The organism is Tenacibaculum profundicola, assembly GCF_057220795.1.
The window spans coordinates 3,348,975-3,368,862 of record NZ_CM170137.1 but is presented as its reverse complement, the minus strand read 5'-3'; the positions used below and the strand labels follow the sequence as shown (position 1 = coordinate 3,368,862).

Annotated in this window: 15 protein-coding genes; 7 read left to right on the top strand and 8 right to left on the bottom strand. The window is 35.2% G+C overall.

Annotated features, from left to right (window positions below; genetic code table 11):
- Positions 1 to 296: 296 nt before the first annotated feature.
- The 3 genes from AC2TDS_RS14070 to AC2TDS_RS14060 form a co-directional block, all read right to left on the bottom strand.
- Positions 297 to 626 carry a GNAT family N-acetyltransferase gene (locus tag AC2TDS_RS14070; RefSeq protein WP_484736212.1) on the bottom strand — a complete coding sequence of 110 codons (330 nt, stop codon included), beginning with the start codon at positions 624 to 626 and terminating at the stop codon, positions 297 to 299.
- A gap of 69 nt (positions 627 to 695) precedes the next feature.
- The gene (locus tag AC2TDS_RS14065) at positions 696 to 1,808 is read right to left on the bottom strand and encodes a GNAT family N-acetyltransferase (protein WP_484736211.1); all 1,113 of its coding nucleotides are present in this window, start codon (positions 1,806 to 1,808) and stop codon (positions 696 to 698) included.
- Positions 1,805 to 2,782: a polysaccharide deacetylase family protein gene (locus AC2TDS_RS14060; protein ID WP_484736210.1), complete on the bottom strand. Its 978-nt coding sequence runs from the start codon at positions 2,780 to 2,782 to the stop codon at positions 1,805 to 1,807. Before AC2TDS_RS14060 ends, AC2TDS_RS14065 begins: the two co-directional genes overlap by 4 nt.
- Positions 2,783 to 3,200: 418 nt before the next feature.
- Here AC2TDS_RS14060 and AC2TDS_RS14055 point away from each other — a divergent pair, with 418 nt between their 5' ends.
- Together AC2TDS_RS14055 and AC2TDS_RS14050 are read left to right on the top strand one after the other, a co-directional pair.
- Entirely contained in the window at positions 3,201 to 6,704 is a 3,504-nt protein-coding gene (locus tag AC2TDS_RS14055; RefSeq protein ID WP_484736209.1) for a molybdopterin-dependent oxidoreductase, read from the top strand.
- Positions 6,705 to 6,708: 4 nt separating this feature from the next.
- Positions 6,709 to 8,151 (top strand): rubredoxin, encoded by a 1,443-nt coding sequence (locus tag AC2TDS_RS14050; protein ID WP_484736208.1) that lies wholly within the window; start codon positions 6,709 to 6,711, stop codon positions 8,149 to 8,151.
- An 87-nt stretch (positions 8,152 to 8,238) separates the two neighbouring features.
- On the opposite strand, the gene AC2TDS_RS14045 is transcribed toward AC2TDS_RS14050, so the two are convergent.
- From AC2TDS_RS14045 to AC2TDS_RS14030, 4 genes are all read right to left on the bottom strand, one after another.
- Positions 8,239 to 8,826 carry a precorrin-2 dehydrogenase/sirohydrochlorin ferrochelatase family protein gene (locus tag AC2TDS_RS14045; RefSeq protein WP_484736207.1) on the bottom strand — a complete coding sequence of 196 codons (588 nt, stop codon included), beginning with the start codon at positions 8,824 to 8,826 and terminating at the stop codon, positions 8,239 to 8,241.
- Between the two features lie 9 nt (positions 8,827 to 8,835).
- Positions 8,836 to 9,639, bottom strand: a complete 804-nt coding sequence (gene cobA / locus AC2TDS_RS14040) for a uroporphyrinogen-III C-methyltransferase (RefSeq protein WP_484736206.1) — start codon at positions 9,637 to 9,639, stop codon at positions 8,836 to 8,838.
- Between the two features lie 93 nt (positions 9,640 to 9,732).
- Positions 9,733 to 11,151, bottom strand: coding sequence for an MFS transporter (locus tag AC2TDS_RS14035; RefSeq protein WP_484736205.1), 1,419 nt, complete (start codon positions 11,149 to 11,151; stop codon positions 9,733 to 9,735).
- A 232-nt stretch (positions 11,152 to 11,383) separates the two neighbouring features.
- Positions 11,384 to 12,007 (bottom strand): Crp/Fnr family transcriptional regulator, encoded by a 624-nt coding sequence (locus tag AC2TDS_RS14030; protein WP_484736204.1) that lies wholly within the window; start codon positions 12,005 to 12,007, stop codon positions 11,384 to 11,386.
- 212 nt (positions 12,008 to 12,219) lie between these two features.
- Between AC2TDS_RS14030 and nirB the strand changes: the two genes are divergently transcribed.
- Genes nirB through AC2TDS_RS14005 form a run of 5 tightly spaced genes read left to right on the top strand, consistent with a single transcriptional unit; the run spans position 12,220 to position 18,224 of the window.
- Complete coding sequence (nirB, locus tag AC2TDS_RS14025) at positions 12,220 to 14,733, top strand: nitrite reductase large subunit NirB (protein WP_484736203.1); 2,514 nt, start codon at positions 12,220 to 12,222, stop codon at positions 14,731 to 14,733.
- Between the two features lie 21 nt (positions 14,734 to 14,754).
- Positions 14,755 to 15,132 carry a nitrite reductase small subunit NirD gene (gene nirD, locus AC2TDS_RS14020; RefSeq protein ID WP_484736202.1) on the top strand — a complete coding sequence of 126 codons (378 nt, stop codon included), beginning with the start codon at positions 14,755 to 14,757 and terminating at the stop codon, positions 15,130 to 15,132.
- Positions 15,133 to 15,159: 27 nt separating this feature from the next.
- Positions 15,160 to 15,741 carry a DUF4202 domain-containing protein gene (locus AC2TDS_RS14015; RefSeq protein WP_484736201.1) on the top strand — a complete coding sequence of 194 codons (582 nt, stop codon included), beginning with the start codon at positions 15,160 to 15,162 and terminating at the stop codon, positions 15,739 to 15,741.
- Positions 15,738 to 17,522 (top strand): ATP-binding protein, encoded by a 1,785-nt coding sequence (locus AC2TDS_RS14010; protein ID WP_484736200.1) that lies wholly within the window; start codon positions 15,738 to 15,740, stop codon positions 17,520 to 17,522. Before AC2TDS_RS14015 ends, AC2TDS_RS14010 begins: the two co-directional genes overlap by 4 nt.
- A 54-nt stretch (positions 17,523 to 17,576) precedes the next feature.
- Positions 17,577 to 18,224: a response regulator gene (locus AC2TDS_RS14005; protein ID WP_484736199.1), complete on the top strand. Its 648-nt coding sequence runs from the start codon at positions 17,577 to 17,579 to the stop codon at positions 18,222 to 18,224.
- 99 nt (positions 18,225 to 18,323) lie between these two features.
- On the opposite strand, the gene AC2TDS_RS14000 is transcribed toward AC2TDS_RS14005, so the two are convergent.
- A complete protein-coding gene (locus tag AC2TDS_RS14000; RefSeq protein ID WP_484736198.1) occupies positions 18,324 to 19,853 on the bottom strand; it encodes a patatin-like phospholipase family protein in 1,530 nt (509 codons plus the stop codon).
- Positions 19,854 to 19,888: the final 35 nt, after the last annotated feature.

The window sequence follows — 19,888 nt, the reverse complement described above, 5'->3', positions numbered from 1 at the left end:
ACCCGACTTGACAATCACAAATAACCGAAAACACCAAACTGGTTGATTATTGAATTAGTGAAAAGAAAATGATGTTTTCTTTCTACGAATTATACCTTTTCTGATGTTACACCATTTACCATTTTGAATTTACCGTAAATTCAAACAATAACTGGTATTAATTCCTAAGCGGTTTAAAATACATTTTCATTCCTTCGTGTGATCGCTCGAAACCTAAATCTTTATAAAACCTAATTGCTTCTGGCCTCCTTTTATCGGTGGTCAACTGTAGGAGATGCGCATTCCTTTCTTTAGCCCTAGCAATTGCCCCATCGGAACATTTCTTTTCCAATACCCCGCCCTCTTTTATCCTTTCTAATTCTAACAGCCTGAATTTGCGCCCTAATTCCTCCCCTATAAGTTAGATAGTGTATAAATGATAATTGCAGTGTTCCAATAATCTCCATAGCTTCATTTTCAACAACTATTAATTCTTGATTTTCATCGGAATTTATTTTCTCAAAAGCTTTCATATATTCAGATGGCAAAGGAATTTTAAAATTTTCCCTTGTCTCTCCCAGTTCATCATCCGCAATCATTTTCACAATTATTGAAACATCCTCTTCCCTTGCCTTTCTATAATTCATTTTAGCCTTTTGTGTGTTTATATAATATTACCCATACCAGTAGCAAACTATTACTCCATAAACTTTATACTAAGCAAAAGAACAATCACCATCACCAAAATTAACTCTATAGTTGTCAAAATTAGTTGTATTGTATACTTTTGAAATAATTGATTGTTTGACCTTTTTTCTTTTGTATAAGAAAATAGCAGATTGTTTTAAATGAGCACAAATCGCATCTTCATAACAAATAATCTCTCTCGTATTTTGACTCATAGCTTGTAACTTAATAATGTTTGACATATCTACTCCATGTTTTGACATATCTCCATAGGTATACAGAACTTTACATACATAATTTCTTTTTTGCAATACTAAAAAACCAATACAACTATTTTCTTTCATAATTTTTATCAACGAATATTCAAATTCATTGTCGTACATAGAAAACTCATATTTGTTATTGTTTGTTAAGTGTAATAAAGGCGCTTTTTGAACCCAATTGTACGCTTTTAACCACTCAAAGAACTCTTTATCTTTAATAGCAATATCACTTTTATTATTATGATGAATACAATTTAAGGTATCATCATCAATATAATTTAGATATTCTAGTTGTATGTCTTTTAATTTTCTTGATATTCGTTTCTTTTGAATTTTTAATTTTAAATTAATAAAACCATTAATTAGATGGTCTATTCGATTCAAGGTTCGTGCGATGTTTTTAGTTTTTGGAAACACTATCGGAACCACAAACTGTAAGTTACTTCTCAACACCGCTTTAATCCCTTTACTTTCTTTTAGCGTTGTAAAATACCCCGATTTATCATACACTCTTTTTGCGCTAGGAGTAAACTGAGAAATACCAATCTTACCTTCATTTTCAGTATACATGGTATTTAAAATTTTACGTCCAATGCCCATGCCCTTAGTTTTGGGATGCACCCACCACGTGGATAGCCAACCAATTTTTTCAAAACGATTGTCAATGCGTATTTGATCAACAAACAATCCCATATAGCCAACTAATTCATCGTTTAAGTACGCTAACAACAAAACAATATCATCATCTTCAAGAACAGGATTTTTATAATGCGCAAAAAGTCGATGTTTACTTATAGCTAAAAAAGAAGAATTCCAAAAGGCACTATTTGATAATAATGCTGGAATATCTTTTTTGAATATTTTTTTAATTACACTCATTTTCTTTTAATCTTATATGTACCGATTCCTTTATTGAAATATTTATAAAGGTTTTCGGTAACAAGTTGTTTCTTTGTTTGTTTTTCTGGGTTTTCTAATGAAAATCGTTGGATAATTCTATGGTCAATATCTTTTTTTAACCCCGAATTCCCAAATAACATGATCGTTTTATCATATTCAAATAAGGCTTCTATTAATTTTTTGGAAATAGGTTTGTCTGAAAACGGAAAAGAAAAAAACGAATACTTGATATTAAAATTATCCTTAAGCCATTCCATAGAATCGACGATTTCCTTTTTTTGTTCTTCATGAGATAACTGATTCAAAGGTGGGTGCGCCATGGTATGACCTCCGAAATAATGGCCGTCATTTATCATTTCCTGTATTTGCTCTTTGGTTATATATGGCCTAGACTCTCGCAAATATTTTTTTATATCAATGTTTAACAGCCCTAAAATATCGTTTATTTTATTCCTATCAGAATACTGAATACTTTTAATTTTTTGCTTAAACTCCTCCATTGAATTAAACGTAAAGGATAAATGTCGACTTATTTTTTTTAACATAGCGCGATCAAAATTCTCGCTTTTTAAATGCGTTAGTATGATGCTAATATAATGTTTATACAGCCCTTCATGATTATCAATAAAATTTGGATTGATAAAGAATATAGCTTTGATATTACGTTCTTTTAAAATTGGATAAATTACAGAATACACCTCCTGCAACCCATCATCAAAAGAAATTAAAAATCGATTATTAAAACTTTTATCTTCAAATAAATCACCAGGATTCATAGGTTTGTAATTCTTAGAGAGTATCTCCAAATCATGCAAAAATTGTTTGCGGTTTTTATAAGGATATAAATGTTCTACATGAGCAACTTGATTATCGTTCACTAGGTGGTAATATGGAAAAACACTTTGATTTCTAAAAACGGACAAGAACCTTTCATTGGAAAGTTTGTATAACATATTTTTAACTATACCCATAGATGTATCTTATTTAGAAAAATGTGATTTCAAGTTTTGTTTTACTGCTATTGTACTTTTCAAAAATAAGCACTATTTACTGTTTCCCAAAAAAGCTTTTGTAATGAATTCGTCCAGAAAACATATCCCATCAAAACTACTCTTAATTTATAATTCGATTACTTAAATATTGAACATAAAAAAACACCTCTAAAGATTCTGTTTGTGATAAATCCGTAACTTACTGCCTTCCATCAACTTATAACTCTTCAAAACTCAACAAAAAAGTCAATATACACAGTAGATATTTTTCAAACTACTCACCATAATCCCTAAATGAATCCTATAGCAAATAAGTAACGTCTAATTTTATACGTATTTTTTTACGTATAAATACTTATTTTCATTAACTTGCAAACGTATGACACATCAAAAAACAAAAACCACTTGTTGTTATTGCGGCGTTGGTTGTGGGATAGAGGTTACTAAGAATATACATGGAAAAATTACGGTAGAAGGAGACAAAACCCATCCAGTTAATAAAGGAATGCTATGCTCTAAAGGAATGAACCTACATCATGTAGTCAATGATACTTCTGATCGAATACTTTATCCAGAAATGCGATGGAACAAATCGTACCCCAGAGAAAGAGTCAGTTGGGAAGTAGCTATGAATCGGGCTTCACAAGTATTCAAAACTTTAATTAAACAACATGGCGCTGACAGTGTTGGAATTTATGTTTCTGGTCAATGCCTTACTGAAGAATATTATATTGCTAATAAACTCACAAAAGGTTTTTTAAAAACGAATAATATAGACACAAATTCTAGGCTCTGCATGAGTTCGGCAGTAGTAGGTTACAAAAGCACATTTGGTGAAGATTCCGTTCCTATCAGTTACGATGATATAGAACTAGCTGATTGTTTTTTAATAACCGGAGCTAATCCGGCATGGTGTCACCCCATAGTATTCCGCAGATTAGAAAAACACAAAGAAGAAAACCCTTCTGTCAAAGTAATTGTAGTCGACCCTCGTAAAACAGATACCGCAAAGTTTGCCGACTTGCACTTGCAAATCACCCCGGGTACCGACGTCACTTTATACAATGCCATCGGAAGATATCTAATCGATAAAAGAAAAATAGACACTAAATTCATTAAAAATCATACCGATCATTTTGACGCTTACAAACAACAAGTAAGGAGCACTTCATTGAAAGAGGCTTCAAAGTTATGCGGTGTACCCATCGCTCAAATAAAAAAAGCTGCTTCCTTTATTGGAAATGCCACAGGTTTTATTAGCATGTGGGCCATGGGGCTAAACCAAAGTACTGTTGGTGTCCATAAGAATTATGCCCTGTTAAATCTCTCGTTAATTACAGGTCAGATAGGAAAACCAGGGGCGGGTCCTTTTTCTCTTACCGGTCAACCAAATGCCATGGGAGGCAGAGAGGTTGGAGGCATGGCAAATCTGTTGGCGGTTCACAAGGATTTATCCAATCCTGTACATCGAAAAGAAGTAAGCAATTTTTGGGGTGTCGATTCTATTTCTCCAAATCCCGGGTACACAGCTACTGAGATGTTTGATGCATTAGAAAGTGGAAAAATGAAGGCAATTTGGATCATTTGCACCAATCCGATGGTAAGCATGCCCAATATGCATCGGATCGAAGCTTCTCTAAAGAACGCTAAATTTGTTATTGTACAAGATATTTCAAATCGATCTGATACGTTGGCATATGCCGATTTAGTACTTCCGGCTGCAGGTTGGTTAGAAAAAGAAGGTACAATGACCAATTCAGAAAGACGAATTTCTTACCTCCCCAAGTATATTGATGCACCGGGAGAAGCGCGACCTGACGTTGATATTCTTTGTGATTTTGCACAACGAATGGGATTTAATGGATTCAATTACCCCCAAACGGAAGATATTTATAAAGAATACTGCGCCATGACACGAGGAACCCGTATTGACATCTCCCATCTAAACTATGATCGCTTAAAGAAAGAGGGTACCTTCCAATGGCCTGTTAACTCATATGGCAGTAGAGGCACCGTTCGTCTTTTTGAAGACAACAAGTTTTACACTCCTTCTCAAAAAGCCTCTTTCAATATTCCAGACATCAGTAAAACTAGTTCCGAAAAAACGAATGAACAATACCCTCTGATTCTAACAACAGGCAGAATCAGAGATCAGTGGCACACCATGACTAAAACAGGTAAAGTGGCAAGATTACAAACCCATTACTCTAGCCCTGTCTTAGAAATCAATTTAGTAGATGCTTTTCTCCAAAAAATCAAAGACGGGCAAGTAGTTGAAGTAACTAGTGAAAGTGGAATGGTTCGTCTAAGGGCAAAAGTTACAGAAAACATTAAACAAGGAGTTGTGTTTTTACCCATGCATTGGGGCAAGCAATTGCATAGCGATCTTAACCGTGCTAATAACCTCACAAAAACAGCACTTGATCCTATTTCTAAACAACCCGATTTTAAGCATACCCTAGTTTCGGTATCAAAATATGAAAAAAAACCAGAAAAGATTGTAATCATTGGCGCAGGAGCCGCTGCTTTTCGATTTGTGCAAAATTATAGAGAACATATTGAAAAAGATGAAATACACGTATTTTCTAAAGAAAAGCATTCTTTCTACAACAGAGTTCTTCTTCCAGAGTATGTAACCGACGAATTGTCTTGGGAAGAACTCAAAAAAATAAAGAAACTCACAGCGCTTCGTATTCATATGTACGATGAAACTTTTATTGAACACATACATCGAAACGATAAAATAGTTATCGATAATTTTGGAAACAAACACACCTATGACACCCTTATTTTAGCCACAGGAAGTAGAGCTTTCGTACCCAATGAAGTCCAATTAAATTTACCAGGTCGTTTCACCATAAGAAGCAAAGCGGATGCCGATAAATTCAAAACCTATTTAAAAGGTATACATACCCCTGAACCCAACAAACATGTTACTATCGCAGGAGGAGGGTTGCTGGGACTAGAACTAGCAGCTGCTTTGAGGGAACAAGAAATCAAGGTAAGCATCGTACAACGAAGTTCTCGTTTAATGGAACGCCAACTAGATACTATTGCCAGTAAACTAGTAGCTAGGCATGTGCATGATTTAGGCATTCAAGTGTATTTTTCTAATGAAGTAAGCACTGTATTTGACAGCACTAAATCAGGAATACTAAATATTACCTTAAGAAGCGGACGTTCCTTCCAATCTAATGCTATTGTTTACGCCATTGGAACGGTTCCTAATATTGAAATTGCCAAAACTGCGGGAATTCTGTGCGGTAGAGGTATAAAAGTAAACCAACACTTACAAACCTCTGACCCTAATATCTTTGCTATAGGAGAAATTGCCGAGTTTAGAAGCAAATTACTAGGTATCACCTCAGCAGCCGAGGAACAAGCGGGTATTTTAGCCAATTATTTAGCAGGAGATGTTAGCAGCTTATACAAAGGTTCTGTAGCCATGAATATTCTTAAATTCAAAAACTTAAACCTATGCAGTTTAGGTGAAGTTAATATGCCTGATGATGACCATGAGGAAATCATATTGAAAGATATACATAGGCACTATTACAAAAGATGCATTGTCAAAAATGATCAACTCGTGGGCGCAGTTCTGGTAGGAGACAAGAGTGAATTTGCAGAGTTTAAAACACTCATTGAAGGAAAGGTTGAATTGTCAACGAAACGAGAAACCCTTTTGCGCGGAACAACTTCTGAAACTATAGTTAAAGGAAAGCTAATCTGCTCCTGCAGCCAAGTAGGAAAAGATAATTTAGAAGAAGCCATTACCAATGGCTATACTGACTTTACGGAACTGTGTAACCAAACAGGAGCGGGCCTTGGTTGCGGTAGCTGCAAAACAGAAGTAAAGGAACTCCTTGACATTAAAAAGAACTAATAGCATGAAACAACTAACACGATTAATCATAAAGGGAGGCATACTATCTCCTGGAGAATTGAAATCTATTTGTAACATAGCCGAAAACGCTGGCTTGGATGCTATTTCATTTGGATCAAGGCAAGACATTATCTTTCCCGGAAGTGTTGATGAAAAACAATTGCACTCTTACTCGGATTTTGAGATCATTTCCCCCAGTGATGCTAGAAAACAAAACATCGTATCTTCTTATGTTTCTAGCTATATTTTTCCGTATACGCAATGGCTTACTAGTGATACTTATTTGTATATCTTAGAACAATTTAAGGAAACCCCTATCTTAAAAATTAATATTGTTGATCCAAAACAGCGTTTAATACCACTTTTTACGGGTCACCTCAACTTTGTCGCCTCTGAGCACGAAGATTACTGGTATTTATATGTAAGACTCCCGAAATGGAAAAAGAAATCCCTATATCCGGCGTTAATTTATAGTTGGGATATTGCCAAAGTGGCGTCAGTAATTGAAACTATCTTGATAGAAGAATTGGAAACAATAGACATGGTATTTGACATCGTTAATGACACTATAGATTCTCATAACTTAACCGTAGACAAGCCCTTAAAAATCCCATTTCATCCTTTCCCTTATTACGAAGGCATGAATAGAATTGGCAACGATAAATACTGGTTGGGCTTATACTGGAGAAATAATCGATATGACTTAGATTTTCTACAAGCAATGTGCGACCTGTGCTTGACTTGCGAAATTGGCAAAATATCTATCACACCCTGGAAATCATTTATTGTAAAAGACATCCCTCTTACTTCAAAATTACAATGGGAAAAGTTATTAGGGAAGTACGGTATCAATGTACGGCATTCTTTATTAGAATTGAATTGGCATCTACCTATAGCCGATGAAGAAGCCTTGCAACTTAAAAAGTACCTAGTTTCTTATTTTGATCAAAATGATATTAGCACTTACGGATTGACTTTCGGCATTACACAATATATAAAAACCACGTATTACTTTACGTCTATTGTCATAGAAATAAACCCTGCTCCTACCCTTCAACCTAACAACAAAACCAGACATACCTATAATTTACTATACGCCAAAAATTTTGATCCGAACGAACAAGAATACATCCTATATGTACATGCAGTAGACAAAGTAGAACTCCCTGCACTCCTCATGGAGTTAAGCCGCCTTTATTTTGAGCAATTAGGTGCAGAAAAAGAAGAATCAGAAGAACGCAATACTCCTTCTGAGTCGATAGCGCATGACATCTTTCAGTGTATTGAATGTCTTACTATTTACGACCCTAAACAGGGCGAACCTGCAAAGGACATTCTCCCAAATACTCCTTTTGAAGACTTGCTTGAAAGCTATACTTGCTCTCTTTGCGAGGCCCCAAAAAAGAAGTTAGAACGAAAACTTTCACCGACAAAAGATTTCTCATAGCTAATTTTAAACTATTATGAACAACCATTGAAATTATACGACAACAATACTTGGTTAAAACCAAAAGATAAAGCGGTCTAACTTTACCTAAGAATTGGGATTACTAAGAAGGCTTTTAGTTACCCTATTCATTATAGTAACTTTTTCTTGAAAATCATCCTTTAATGTTCTTCTATAAGAATTGAGATTATTAACCAATTCATGAATATCATTAGGAAGTGTGTCTTCAAAAAGTTGTCGAAGACGTTTTGCCATGGTAGGTGATTTACCATTCGTAGAAATCGCTATTTTAACATTCCCCTTGGTTACAATACCCCCCAAATAAAAATCACATTGATCAGGTGTATCTGCTATGTTCACCAATAAACATTTTGCCTTAGCATCTCTATTGATTTGCAAATTTACCTCCAATTGATCCGTACAACCAATTACCATGTGCTTCCCAAGTAAATCAGACCTATCGTAGGCTTTTTGGGTTAAACTAACCCCAGTGTGTTTCATTGCCAAAACTTTAAGCTTTTCTTGAAAAGAAAGAGCAACTAGCTCTACCTGTGCATTTGGACTCGACTTTAACAAAAACGACAATTTCTCGAGTGCCACATTTCCTCCCCCAACAATTAAAACATTTAATTCATTAACTTTTACAAATATAGGATACAACTCATTGTACTTCATTTTTCTCTATTAAAGGGTTATACCTAAGTTCTGATAAATAAAATCTTCTTCCATAAAGGCATCTGTAAAGTAGGTCAATTTACTTTCATACCCTTTTACCACTTCTCCTATGATAATAATCGCTGGTGAGGAAATTTTCTTACGCGTTACTATCCTCTCTATAGACGCTATAGTACCTACAACTGATTTTTGTTCGTCTTTGGTACCATTTTGAATAACTGCAATAGGAAAATCACTCCTTTTATGATGTGTATATACCGAAACAATTTCCCTCAACTTACTCATTCCCATCAATATGATCACCGTTGCCTGCGAAGTAGCTGCCAAGGCAATATCCTGAGAAATTTTACCTGATGATGTAGTTCCGGTAATGACCCAGAAACTTTCAGCTAACCCTCTTTGAGTTACGGGTATACCTAACGCCCCAGGAACAGCAATCGCCGAAGTAACCCCCGGAACAATGGCGGTTTCTATACCAAAGGACTCCATATAATTGGTTTCTTCTTTTCCTCTTCCAAAAACAAAAGGGTCCCCACCTTTCAATCTTACTACGCAACCATACTCAAAGGCATATTGCACCAAAAGATTATTGATTTCATTTTGTGAAAAATGATGATACCCTTTTCGCTTACCTACAAATACATGTATAGCCTTAGGCGCATACTCTAATATAGATTCATTGACTAAAGCATCATAGAGAACTACTTTGGCTTTTCGTAAAGCATTTATAGCCTTTAGCGTAAGCAATTCAGGATCTCCTGGTCCCGCTCCCACTAGCACCACTTTCGGTGTTTTCATAATTATTTCATTCATGATTTGTATTCATTTTTTAAGTTTCTAAGGCGTTTAATACCATTCCGTATATATTTTTCTCTATATCACAATTACTCCTACTTACCAATGACATTATTTGTCAGCCGCATATTGCAAAGAAGCTTCCATTTCTTTAGCAATAACTTCTTCATCAGCTGTAGAAAATTTAATTACAGAAGCCAAGATTGCAGCCCCCATAATCACCCAGCCAATTATCATATAACCATTAGATACTGCATTTGAAGAAACAGTCGCCTGTAACGCCTGAATAGTTTCCAAACTAACTCCCTTATGAGTAGCAATGACAACCTGTTCTGCCGCTGCCGATTTTGACTTAAGTAATATTGCCGCTAAAAATGCACCAACATTACCACCAGCGCCTACAATTCCAGCTATTGACCCAACAGCTTTCTTGTTAATAAAAGGAACTACTGAAAAAGTAGCACCTTCTGCCATTTGAACTGTTAAACTAAAAGCTATTAAAAACACGATAGCTACTGGTAAGAATGAAATAGTAGAAAATATTGATAACATCATTCCTTCTAAGGCTAAAATAACAGTTAAGAATATTACTCGCCCTCTTAACCCCTTCCTTTCACCAAATTTATCACCGAACGCGCCACCTAGTGTTCTCGCAAATATATTCATCAAAGCAAAGGAAAGAACAATATTACCTGCAGTTACTCTATCTAATTTAAAGGTGTTTTGCAGGTAATCATCCATTGTTCCGTACACGGTTAATTCAATACCAAAACAAGCCGCATACACTATAAATAAAATCCAAACTCTATAATCGTTCAAGACTTCTAGAAAACCAACTTCATCTTTTTTCTCCTGAGGTAATTGTCCTTTTGCTTTCAGTTCTTTATAATTTCCATCTAAGGTGTCTTGCGTAAAGAAATAATAGACCCACCCCATGATAAAGCATACCGCCCCAGCAGTAACCATCGCATAGCGCCAAGCATTCTCTGCCTCAGCAATTCCTAAACTCACCAAAACAGCAGCAACAAGTGGCATTCCTAATCTATTTGCTCCTCCCCCTAAATTACCCCAACCTGCGGAAGTTGCATTCGCTGTACCAATAACATTAGGCGCAAACATAAGGGAAGTATGCACCTGAGTAATGACAAAAGAAGCTCCTATAAAACCTATAAATAACCTACATAGCAAAAACTGTACAGGCGTTTGAACAAACCCAATTAAAATCACTGGGATAGCACCAAGTACTAACAACCAAGTATAACACAAACGTGGTCCGTATTTATCACATAATTTCCCAATTAAAAGTCTAGAAAACACGGTTCCTGACACCGCTAAAACAATGGAGTTCCATTTTTGATCAGGAGTCAAGCCTAAGTCTTTAACTACATCTGGCATAAAGGGTACAATTCCAAACCAAGAGAAAAAACAAAGAAAAAAGGCGATTGATGTTATCCAAAAAGTTCTTATCGATATACTTTTAAAATTCAATAGCGTTAATTTGGTGGCTTTTTGTTTTATTGGTAATTCCATAATATTGTCATTCAATTATGTAAAAAATACGTATTAATACTTATTTTTCAAAAATATAACTCCTCTAGCAAACAAATCATGACAAAAGGTTTAGTTAAACAAGTTTAACACCATATTTTTTCCTGCGATAAAACATCTTTTCCATGTAACGCCTTTTTAATCAGAATAAAAAAACACACACATTACTACACCACAACGATTAAACCTTCTCTTGATTTACCCAAAAGAACAACTAAACACCTAAGAAAAAATTATGTTCAGCAATTTCACGTTTTAACAACTCAACATTCACTATCTTAATTTGCTTACCTTGAGTCGTAATTAATTTTTCTTTTTTTAAAGATGACAAGCCTCTTATAACCTGCTCGTCAGTAGTACCTGCATAATCAGCTATCTCTTTCCTACTTAACTGAATAGCGACAAACCCTTTCTTATTTAAACCAAATTTTCTATAGGCGTACAACAAAGTATCCACAACACGCTCTCTTACGGTCATTTGAGCAAGTTTTTGAACTCTTTCTTCATTGGCATGTAATTCATTAACATAAAATGACATAAATGTATAGGTGAAAACAGCAGTTTTCATAAGAACTTCTTGCAAAAGATGCTTTGAAAAGTAACACAAAACAGCATCATCAAGACTCTCTGCAGTAATTGTATACTCCTCTACAACACCAAAACCTCTATGCCCAATAACCTCCCCATCATTAGCAAATCGAATAATTTGATGTTTACCATTGAGTCCCGTCCTGAAAATTTTTGCTTTTCCTTTTTGCAAAAAAAACAAACCGTTTACTGGCGCCCCCTCTAGGATAAAAGACTGCCCTTTTTTACAGGCAATAATATTTTTTTTCAACGAAATATTTTCAACATCCTTAATTCTGATATTCTGTCTGATTATACAATTCCTATTTAAACAATCTAAACAACCAACCTCGCTTACCTTCATTAGTATTGAATTATAAATTAATGATTCTATTTTTTAAAAGTACGTATTATATATGTAAAAATACTTATATTAAGTAAAAATACTTATATTCGTGTCCGAATATTAAACCAAATTGTATTATGGTTACCATTATAGTAGTAGGAAACGGAATGGTTGGTTGTAAGTTTTGTCAAAAACTCGCACTTCATTCAGAAAATAAAAATTTTAAAGTGATAGTTTTCGGAGAAGAGCCTAGACCTGCTTACGACCGTGTTCATCTAAGTGATTTCTTTGAAGATCAAGACGCAAAAAAACTAGAATTAAAATCCAAAAGCTGGTATGCTGAAAATAACATTGATTTACACATTGATGAGAAAGTAACAAACATTCGAAAGAACACTAAAACGATCACAACGTCTAAAAACAAAGAATACAAATACGATTATTTAGTATTAGCTACAGGCTCTACCCCTTTTGTTCCACCCATACAAGGTACCACTAAAGAAGGTGTGTTTGTCTATAGAACTATAGAAGACCTAGAGAACATGACCTCCTTTGCCCACTCTTTAAAACAGCGAAAAAACAACCCAAAAGCAGCCATTATCGGTGGTGGATTGTTAGGCTTGGAAGCAGCAAAAGCAGTAATGGACATGGGACTAGAGCCCCACATAGTAGAATTTGCCACAAAGCTTATGCCAAGACAACTCGATACTCGAAGCAGTAATATTTTAAGACTAAAGTTAGAGTCTTTGGGCATCCATATACACCTAAACAAATCGACTACCAATATTGCAGGAAATCAATCAATCGAAAAAATTGAATTTGGAGACTACGACGATTTAGCAGTAGACATGTTAATCATTTCAGCCGGCATTAGGCCACGCGACGAATTAGCAACATCTTGCGGATTAAAAACAGGTGTTCGCGGTGGTATCGTTGTCAACCCCAAAATGCAAACTTCTGACCCGTTCATTTACGCCATTGGTGAAGTTGCTTTATATAATGACATGATTTACGGTTTGGTAGCACCAGGCTTTGAAATGGCGGAAGTAGCCGTTGAACAAATTATTGGCGAAGGCGGCAAAGTCATGAGCTCAGATGTTGATATGTCAACCAAATTAAAATTAATAGGAGTAGATGTAGCAAGCTTTGGCGAACCTTATATTTCGGCAGAAAAAGGAAACTCTATTCTATTTGAAAATAAAACAAGCTATCTATACAAACGCATCAATGTTAGTCATGATGGAACAAAATTATTAGGCGGTATTCTCATTGGAGACACTAGCAACTACAGCATGCTCCATCAAATATACCTAAATGGAATGCCATTACCGACTGCCATCGAAGATCTCATTATTCAAGCTAACTCAACCAAAGGAGATTCTTTTGGAAATGTTATGGATCTTCCAGATACAGCCCAAGTATGCTCTTGTGAAAATGTACTTAAAAAAGATATCTGCAACGGTATACAGAAAGGCACTACTCACAGTATCAAAGACATAATTACACAAACCAAGGCAACTACAGGCTGTGGTGGATGTAAGCCCATGGTAACAGAACTGATCAATGAATCTTTAAAATTAACAGGAAAAGAAATAAAAGAAAACATCTGTGAACATTTCAACTATTCACGCCAAGAGCTATACAGTATTATAAAGGTAAAAAGGCTTACCGTATTTAACGAAGTACTTGATAGTTTTGGAAAAGGAGACGGATGTGAAATCTGCAAACCTTTAATTGCATCGATATTTGCAAGCCTATACAATGACACGGCGAACAAAGAAGTAGTTATCCAAGACTCTAACGACCGGTTTTTAGCGAATATACAGCGAAATGGCACCTACTCAGTAGTGCCAAGAATTCCGGGAGGGGAAATCACTCCAGAAAAATTAATTGTACTCGGAAACACAGCAAAGAAATATGATTTATACACCAAAATTACAGGAGGACAGCGCATCGATTTGTTTGGCGCAGAACTACATCAACTCCCTGCTATATGGAAGGAATTAATAACAGCTGGCTTTGAAAGTGGCCATGCCTATGGCAAATCACTCCGCACCGTAAAAAGCTGCGTGGGTTCAACCTGGTGTCGATACGGAATGGATGAAAGCGTGAGCTTTGCCATTGCTTTAGAAAACAGATACAAAGGCTTGCGGTCTCCCCACAAACTCAAAGGAGGGGTTTCAGGATGCATCCGCGAATGTGCCGAAGCTAGAGGAAAAGATTTTGGGGTCATTGCTGTGGAAGGAGGCTGGAACCTATATGTTTGCGGTAATGGTGGAGCTACCCCAAAACACGCTCAGTTATTAGCAGAACGAATAGATAATAAAACCTGCATCAACTATTTAGACAGGTTTTTAATGTATTACATTCGTACAGCAGCCCCTTTGATGAGAACCTCAGCATGGTTGGAAAAACTAGATGGAGGCATCAAACAACTCAAGAATATTGTTATAAAGGATAGCTTACATATTGCTAAGGAATTAGAAGAAGAAATGCAAGAACTCATAAAATCTTATGAATGTGAGTGGACACAAGTAGTCAATGATCCGAAATTACAAGATCGCTTTACACATTTCATCAATTCGGATGAACGTGATGATAACTTAGTTTTTGTTCCTATGAGAGAACAAAAAAAGCCGCAACCATGGTAAACTATTAATAACAATTAAATTATGTCAGTGATAAACTCAATATATAATGCAGTTCACAAAACAGAGGTACAAGTGTGGTTTGAAGTAGGAAAGAAAGATCAATTCCCAGAAAATGGAGGTGTTTGTGTAAAATATAAAAATAAGCAAATCGCTGTGTTTAATTTTACTAGACAAAAAAAATGGTACGCGTGTCAAAACCTTTGCCCTCACAAATTAGAAATGGTACTCTCACGAGGAATAGTAGGAGACGATGGAGGAATTCCAAAAATAGCCTGCCCGATTCATAAGAAAGCTTTTTCACTAGAAACAGGAGAAAACATAAATGACCGCTTGGAAACAATAGCAACCTATCCAGTAAAAATAGAAAACAATATTGTTTATATCGGATTTTCAGAATAGATTTGACCTTATTACACCCGCATCACTATGCTATTAGAACAAGCACTAGAGCTAATCGACAAAAAGAACTCACAAGACCCTAACAAAGAAGTTTTTGAAGGAATGGAACACCCTAAAGAATTATTATATTCTCAACGAATGTATACCCAACTCCACAAACTACACCCACAGGCCTCTGAAGCTTTAAAAATAGCTGTTAGAGCGCAACATATTGGAAGATGGGAGATCCCCAGAAAAACATATCCTACAACAAAAATTGGATATATTACTTGGAGAAATGAATTAAAGATAAGACACGCTTCTTTAACAGCAGAGATTTTAGGAAAAGTAGGATATCCTTTAAATTTCATAAAGAGAGTTTCATTTCTGATCACAAAAAAAGCCTTAAAAAAAGACAAGGACACTCAAAACCTAGAAGACGTAGCTTGTTTAGTGTTTTTGCAATACTATTTTGAAGATTTCTCAAAAAAATACGAAGAAAAAAAAGTACTAGATATCTTAAAAAAAACATGGGGAAAAATGTCTCAAAAAGGACAACAACATGCCTTAGAACAAAAACGATCATCGTCAAGCAAAACTTTAATACGTAAAGCGTTAAAAACTTCATGAAAAAAGCTGGAATTAATAGAAAAAAGCTCCACAAACTAAGCAGACTCTATATTATAGGGTTAAGCACCATAGCGCTATCCGTAATTATTAGTCAACTGATTATTCATAGTCATCTAAAAAATCAACAAACAGATTCCTCTTTAATCAACATCTCCGGAAGGCAACGTATGCTAAGCCAGAAGCTAACCAAAGAAACCTTACTCATTAAGCAAGAAACCACCTCTAAGAATAAAAAACTTTTACTTCATCAATTTGAACAAACTCTTCATCTTTGGCAAAGTTCACATCACAGTCTGTTACGAAGAAACACCAACCCAAATCTAGCCGGAAAAAATAGTCAAGAAGTTAGGGATCTATTTAAAAAAATGACCCCCTACTATGAATCCATTAGCAAAGCCTGTGATCATATTATACAAAACAATATTAATCCTACTTTGGTTCAGTCCATTCTACAAAATGAACCTCTCTTTTTAGAATTAATGAACAAAATCGTCTTTCAATACCATCAGGAAGCACAACAAAAGCTGAAAGACCTAAAAAATGTAGAATTACTATTAATGTCCATTACTTTACTTGTATTATTGATAGAGTTTTTCGTTGTTTTTTGGCCTACAGCTAACGCTATTAACATTACTATTTCTCGACTAACAAATTCTGAAAAAGAAGCAATAGAAATGGCTAAAAAAGCAGATTCATTACGAAAGAGTAAAGAGAACTCCATGCAGGAATTAGTAGAACTCACAAAAGCTATTGATAAAACCCTACTTTTTGCACGGGTCACCTCAGAAGGAAAAATCCTACATTTAGGGGATAATTTTTCAAAACGATTTGCCATCTCTAAATTACATCATTGGACTACTTTCCCTGAAATTATTTCTACCCATAAGGACGAACAAGAAAATCTCAGAAATCTACTACGCTCCTATGCTAAAACCAGCTGGCAAGGAGAAATCAAAGCAACCACCGAATCAGATGAAACCATATGGTTAGAAATGCATATGATTCCTTTTTTCTCCTCAAATAATTCAGATGAGATCATCATCATTTCTTCAGATATTACGCTTCGTAAAAAAGCGAATTTAGAAGTAGAAGCACTTACCAAAAAGAATTTCAAGGAAGAAATGGATCGACAAGGAAATATTTCTGGAAAGATCATCGCCAATCAAGAAAAAGAACAAAGCCGTATTGCCAAAGATATTCATGATGGCATAGGACAAATGCTTACAGGGTTAAAATTCACCTTAGAAAGCGTGGATCTCGAGAACAAAGAATTAACTGAAAAAAAAATAGAGCAACTAAAAACACTTGCTGCTGATATTATTCAAGGAGTTCGCACTGCAACATTTAATCTTACCCCTCCAGAATTAAGTGATTACGGAATTTCTTCTGCCTTATCCAAAATGGCATGGGAACTAAACCGACTGACCGGACAGAATATTTCATTTTTAAACACTTCAAATTTTAATGATCGTTTAGAGCCCCTTAATGAAATCAACATCTACAGAATTGTACAGGAAGCCGTAAATAATGCCATTAAATACGCTAAAGCTTCTCATATTATTATCACACTCGCACACCGGGATCGTATTATGAGCATAACTATTGACGATGACGGAGTTGGTTTGCCTGTTCAAAAAGGTCAACACAAAAAAGAATACGGCGGAATGGGAATGACCTTTATGCAAGAACGAATAAAATTTGTAAAAGGTAGACTTTTCATCAGTTCATCTACTGCTAAAGGTACCCGTATTACTTTAAACATTCCCTTAGATAAAAATTAGGTATATTTACGTAAAAATTCATACTTTGGCTCTATAAAATAAGAGAAGATAGACATGATAAAGATTATGTTAGTTGATGACCATGTATTGGTTCGAGATGGAATCAAAGCATTGCTAGAACACGAAACAAAATTCGAAGTAATCACAGAGGCTTCTAACGGGCAAGAAGCACTAAAATTAATTCCCCTACACTCTCCTGATCTATTAATTGTAGACATAACTATGCCAGAAATGAGCGGAAATGAATTAATTGCTATTACCACAAAACAATACCCTCAAATTAAAACCCTTATTCTTTCGATGCATGATGCTCGCGAATATGTGCTACAATCTATTGAAGCAGGAGCGGATGGATATATGCTGAAAGGAGCAAGCAAACCAGAATTTCTAAAAGCGCTTCAAACCATTGCTACAGGAGGAAAATACTTTTCAGGAGACATCTCTTCCATTTTATTGCACAGTATAAATCCTAAGCAAGAACTACCTGACACTCAAACCATCGAAAATAAATTCAATCTTACCAAAAGAGAAAGACAAGTACTAGCAATTATTTTACAAGGAAAAAACAACAAAGAAATAGGAGAAGTACTCAATGTAAGTAAACGAACGGCCGAAGTACATCGTTACAACCTAATGAAAAAATTAAACGTTAAAAACCTTATTGAACTTGCCAACAAGGCTCGCGAACATAAGCTAACTTAAAACTGGTTTAGGTTCATTTAAAATTTTGGAATATTAAAAATATTTGAGACAATAACATTTTTATCACCACTCAGGAGACACTCGTAAAGAAACGAACCCTTAAAACTCTTCCTTTCTTTTATCAATTAAAAACATGGGGTTTTGTTGAAATTCTTCCCAGAGTAGCATCAACTCATTAAACACCTTTATTTCCGATGCTTTATCTCCATAGATCTTAATCATATGAGCTAATAAGTTATAACATGCCGTATATTCTCCACAAGCAATGATACGATCTAACATATAATCATCTTTGTCTTTTTTCGTAAACCACAACGTAGTACCAAAAGAAGCACTTTTATGAGTGTTTTCAATAATCTTATTACTAATATAACCCGTGTGGTCAACTATCTTGTCCCAATTCTTTTCATTCTCTGGCTTATTCATTTGTTGACCTGAAAAATCTTGACATCTCAATTCATAAACAGTAGACGATATTACCTTATTGGGAAAAGCGTTAAAAATAGCATATGCATGTTGTCGTCTGTCATTTTTAAGAAAAACAACCCCTGCCATTCTTAATAATGACTTCACTCTGTTCATTATAAAGAAACCTACTCTTCTTGGCGGTAAATACAACTTCTGATCTATTCCTGTCTCCTGTTGCATCCATCTGGATAAGGAAAAGAACAATAAATGAACACCTATTAAAAAAGCCAATAGCACTACGCTTATAGTGTATAAAACGAGCCATTTTTTAAGAAAGAAAAAAACTGTAGAGAGCAATACTACTAGCAATGTAAATGCACTTAATATAAAGGACGAATACTTGCTAAACTTACTCTTTGAAGCAAACTCAAAACCTTCTCCTGGATATGGAGAAGACACATCACTTAAAAACAGTAAATCATGCTGTTTTTCTTGATTTCCATTATGAGCATCAGAAACAAACACTGAAGCCCCTTGATTATCAACAATTCCTCCATCCATCAATCCTATCTCACCTAACTCTTTATATTTTGAAGTAAAATCTGATGGAAAACCTATTGGTTCAAAACCTCCAGGAAAAGCAGAGGAAGCCGCAATTATATCACCCAGCTTCACATCGTCTATAACATGTTTGTATGTACTATGTACTTTTGCATTTCCAAATCGCTTCTTGTTACTTTTAACATTTTGAAACCGGAACTGATACGTACTATTAAAATCAGTTGCGTTAAATATAACACGTTCCAAATGCGTTTTGGAGTTTTCATCACTAATCAAATCTTGTATCTGGCCAAGTGTTACATGATTTGTGAAATTATTATACTCAATAGCATACGCATTTATTGGGTTCTTTCGTTTATGCTTGTTCTCAGGTTGATTCCAAATCAAAGACCATCGTAAATGACTTAAGGCATTACTTGTGAGTTCGTCTTTGTTCAACCAGAGATAATAATCCTTAAAAAAAACATCAAATCTTTTTTGTTCTATTTGAGATTGCACATATTTCACACCAGTAATCGTGCCTCCAGACACTGTTGAAATAGCTTTTACATTTTCTAACAACCCCACTCTTTCTAGCAAGGATAACGTACCTAAAGAAAAACACGCAGCCCGATAACCACCTCCTGAAAAGCACAAAGCAATTGACTTAAATAATTCCATAGAAATTAATTTACACGGCTCCTTAAATTAACCTC

Coding starts and splice junctions, on each gene's coding strand:
- AC2TDS_RS14070 (WP_484736212.1), bottom strand. CDS start 626: ATGAATTATAGAAAGGCAAGGGAAGAGGATGTTTCAATAATTGTGAAA.
- AC2TDS_RS14065 (WP_484736211.1), bottom strand. CDS start 1,808: ATGAGTGTAATTAAAAAAATATTCAAAAAAGATATTCCAGCATTATTA.
- AC2TDS_RS14060 (WP_484736210.1), bottom strand. CDS start 2,782: ATGTTATACAAACTTTCCAATGAAAGGTTCTTGTCCGTTTTTAGAAAT.
- AC2TDS_RS14055 (WP_484736209.1), top strand. CDS start 3,201: ATGACACATCAAAAAACAAAAACCACTTGTTGTTATTGCGGCGTTGGT.
- AC2TDS_RS14050 (WP_484736208.1), top strand. CDS start 6,709: ATGAAACAACTAACACGATTAATCATAAAGGGAGGCATACTATCTCCT.
- AC2TDS_RS14045 (WP_484736207.1), bottom strand. CDS start 8,826: ATGAAGTACAATGAGTTGTATCCTATATTTGTAAAAGTTAATGAATTA.
- cobA (WP_484736206.1), bottom strand. CDS start 9,639: ATGAATGAAATAATTATGAAAACACCGAAAGTGGTGCTAGTGGGAGCG.
- AC2TDS_RS14035 (WP_484736205.1), bottom strand. CDS start 11,151: ATGGAATTACCAATAAAACAAAAAGCCACCAAATTAACGCTATTGAAT.
- nirB (WP_484736203.1), top strand. CDS start 12,220: ATGGTTACCATTATAGTAGTAGGAAACGGAATGGTTGGTTGTAAGTTT.
- nirD (WP_484736202.1), top strand. CDS start 14,755: ATGTCAGTGATAAACTCAATATATAATGCAGTTCACAAAACAGAGGTA.
- AC2TDS_RS14015 (WP_484736201.1), top strand. CDS start 15,160: ATGCTATTAGAACAAGCACTAGAGCTAATCGACAAAAAGAACTCACAA.
- AC2TDS_RS14010 (WP_484736200.1), top strand. CDS start 15,738: ATGAAAAAAGCTGGAATTAATAGAAAAAAGCTCCACAAACTAAGCAGA.
- AC2TDS_RS14005 (WP_484736199.1), top strand. CDS start 17,577: ATGATAAAGATTATGTTAGTTGATGACCATGTATTGGTTCGAGATGGA.
- AC2TDS_RS14000 (WP_484736198.1), bottom strand. CDS start 19,853: ATGGAATTATTTAAGTCAATTGCTTTGTGCTTTTCAGGAGGTGGTTAT.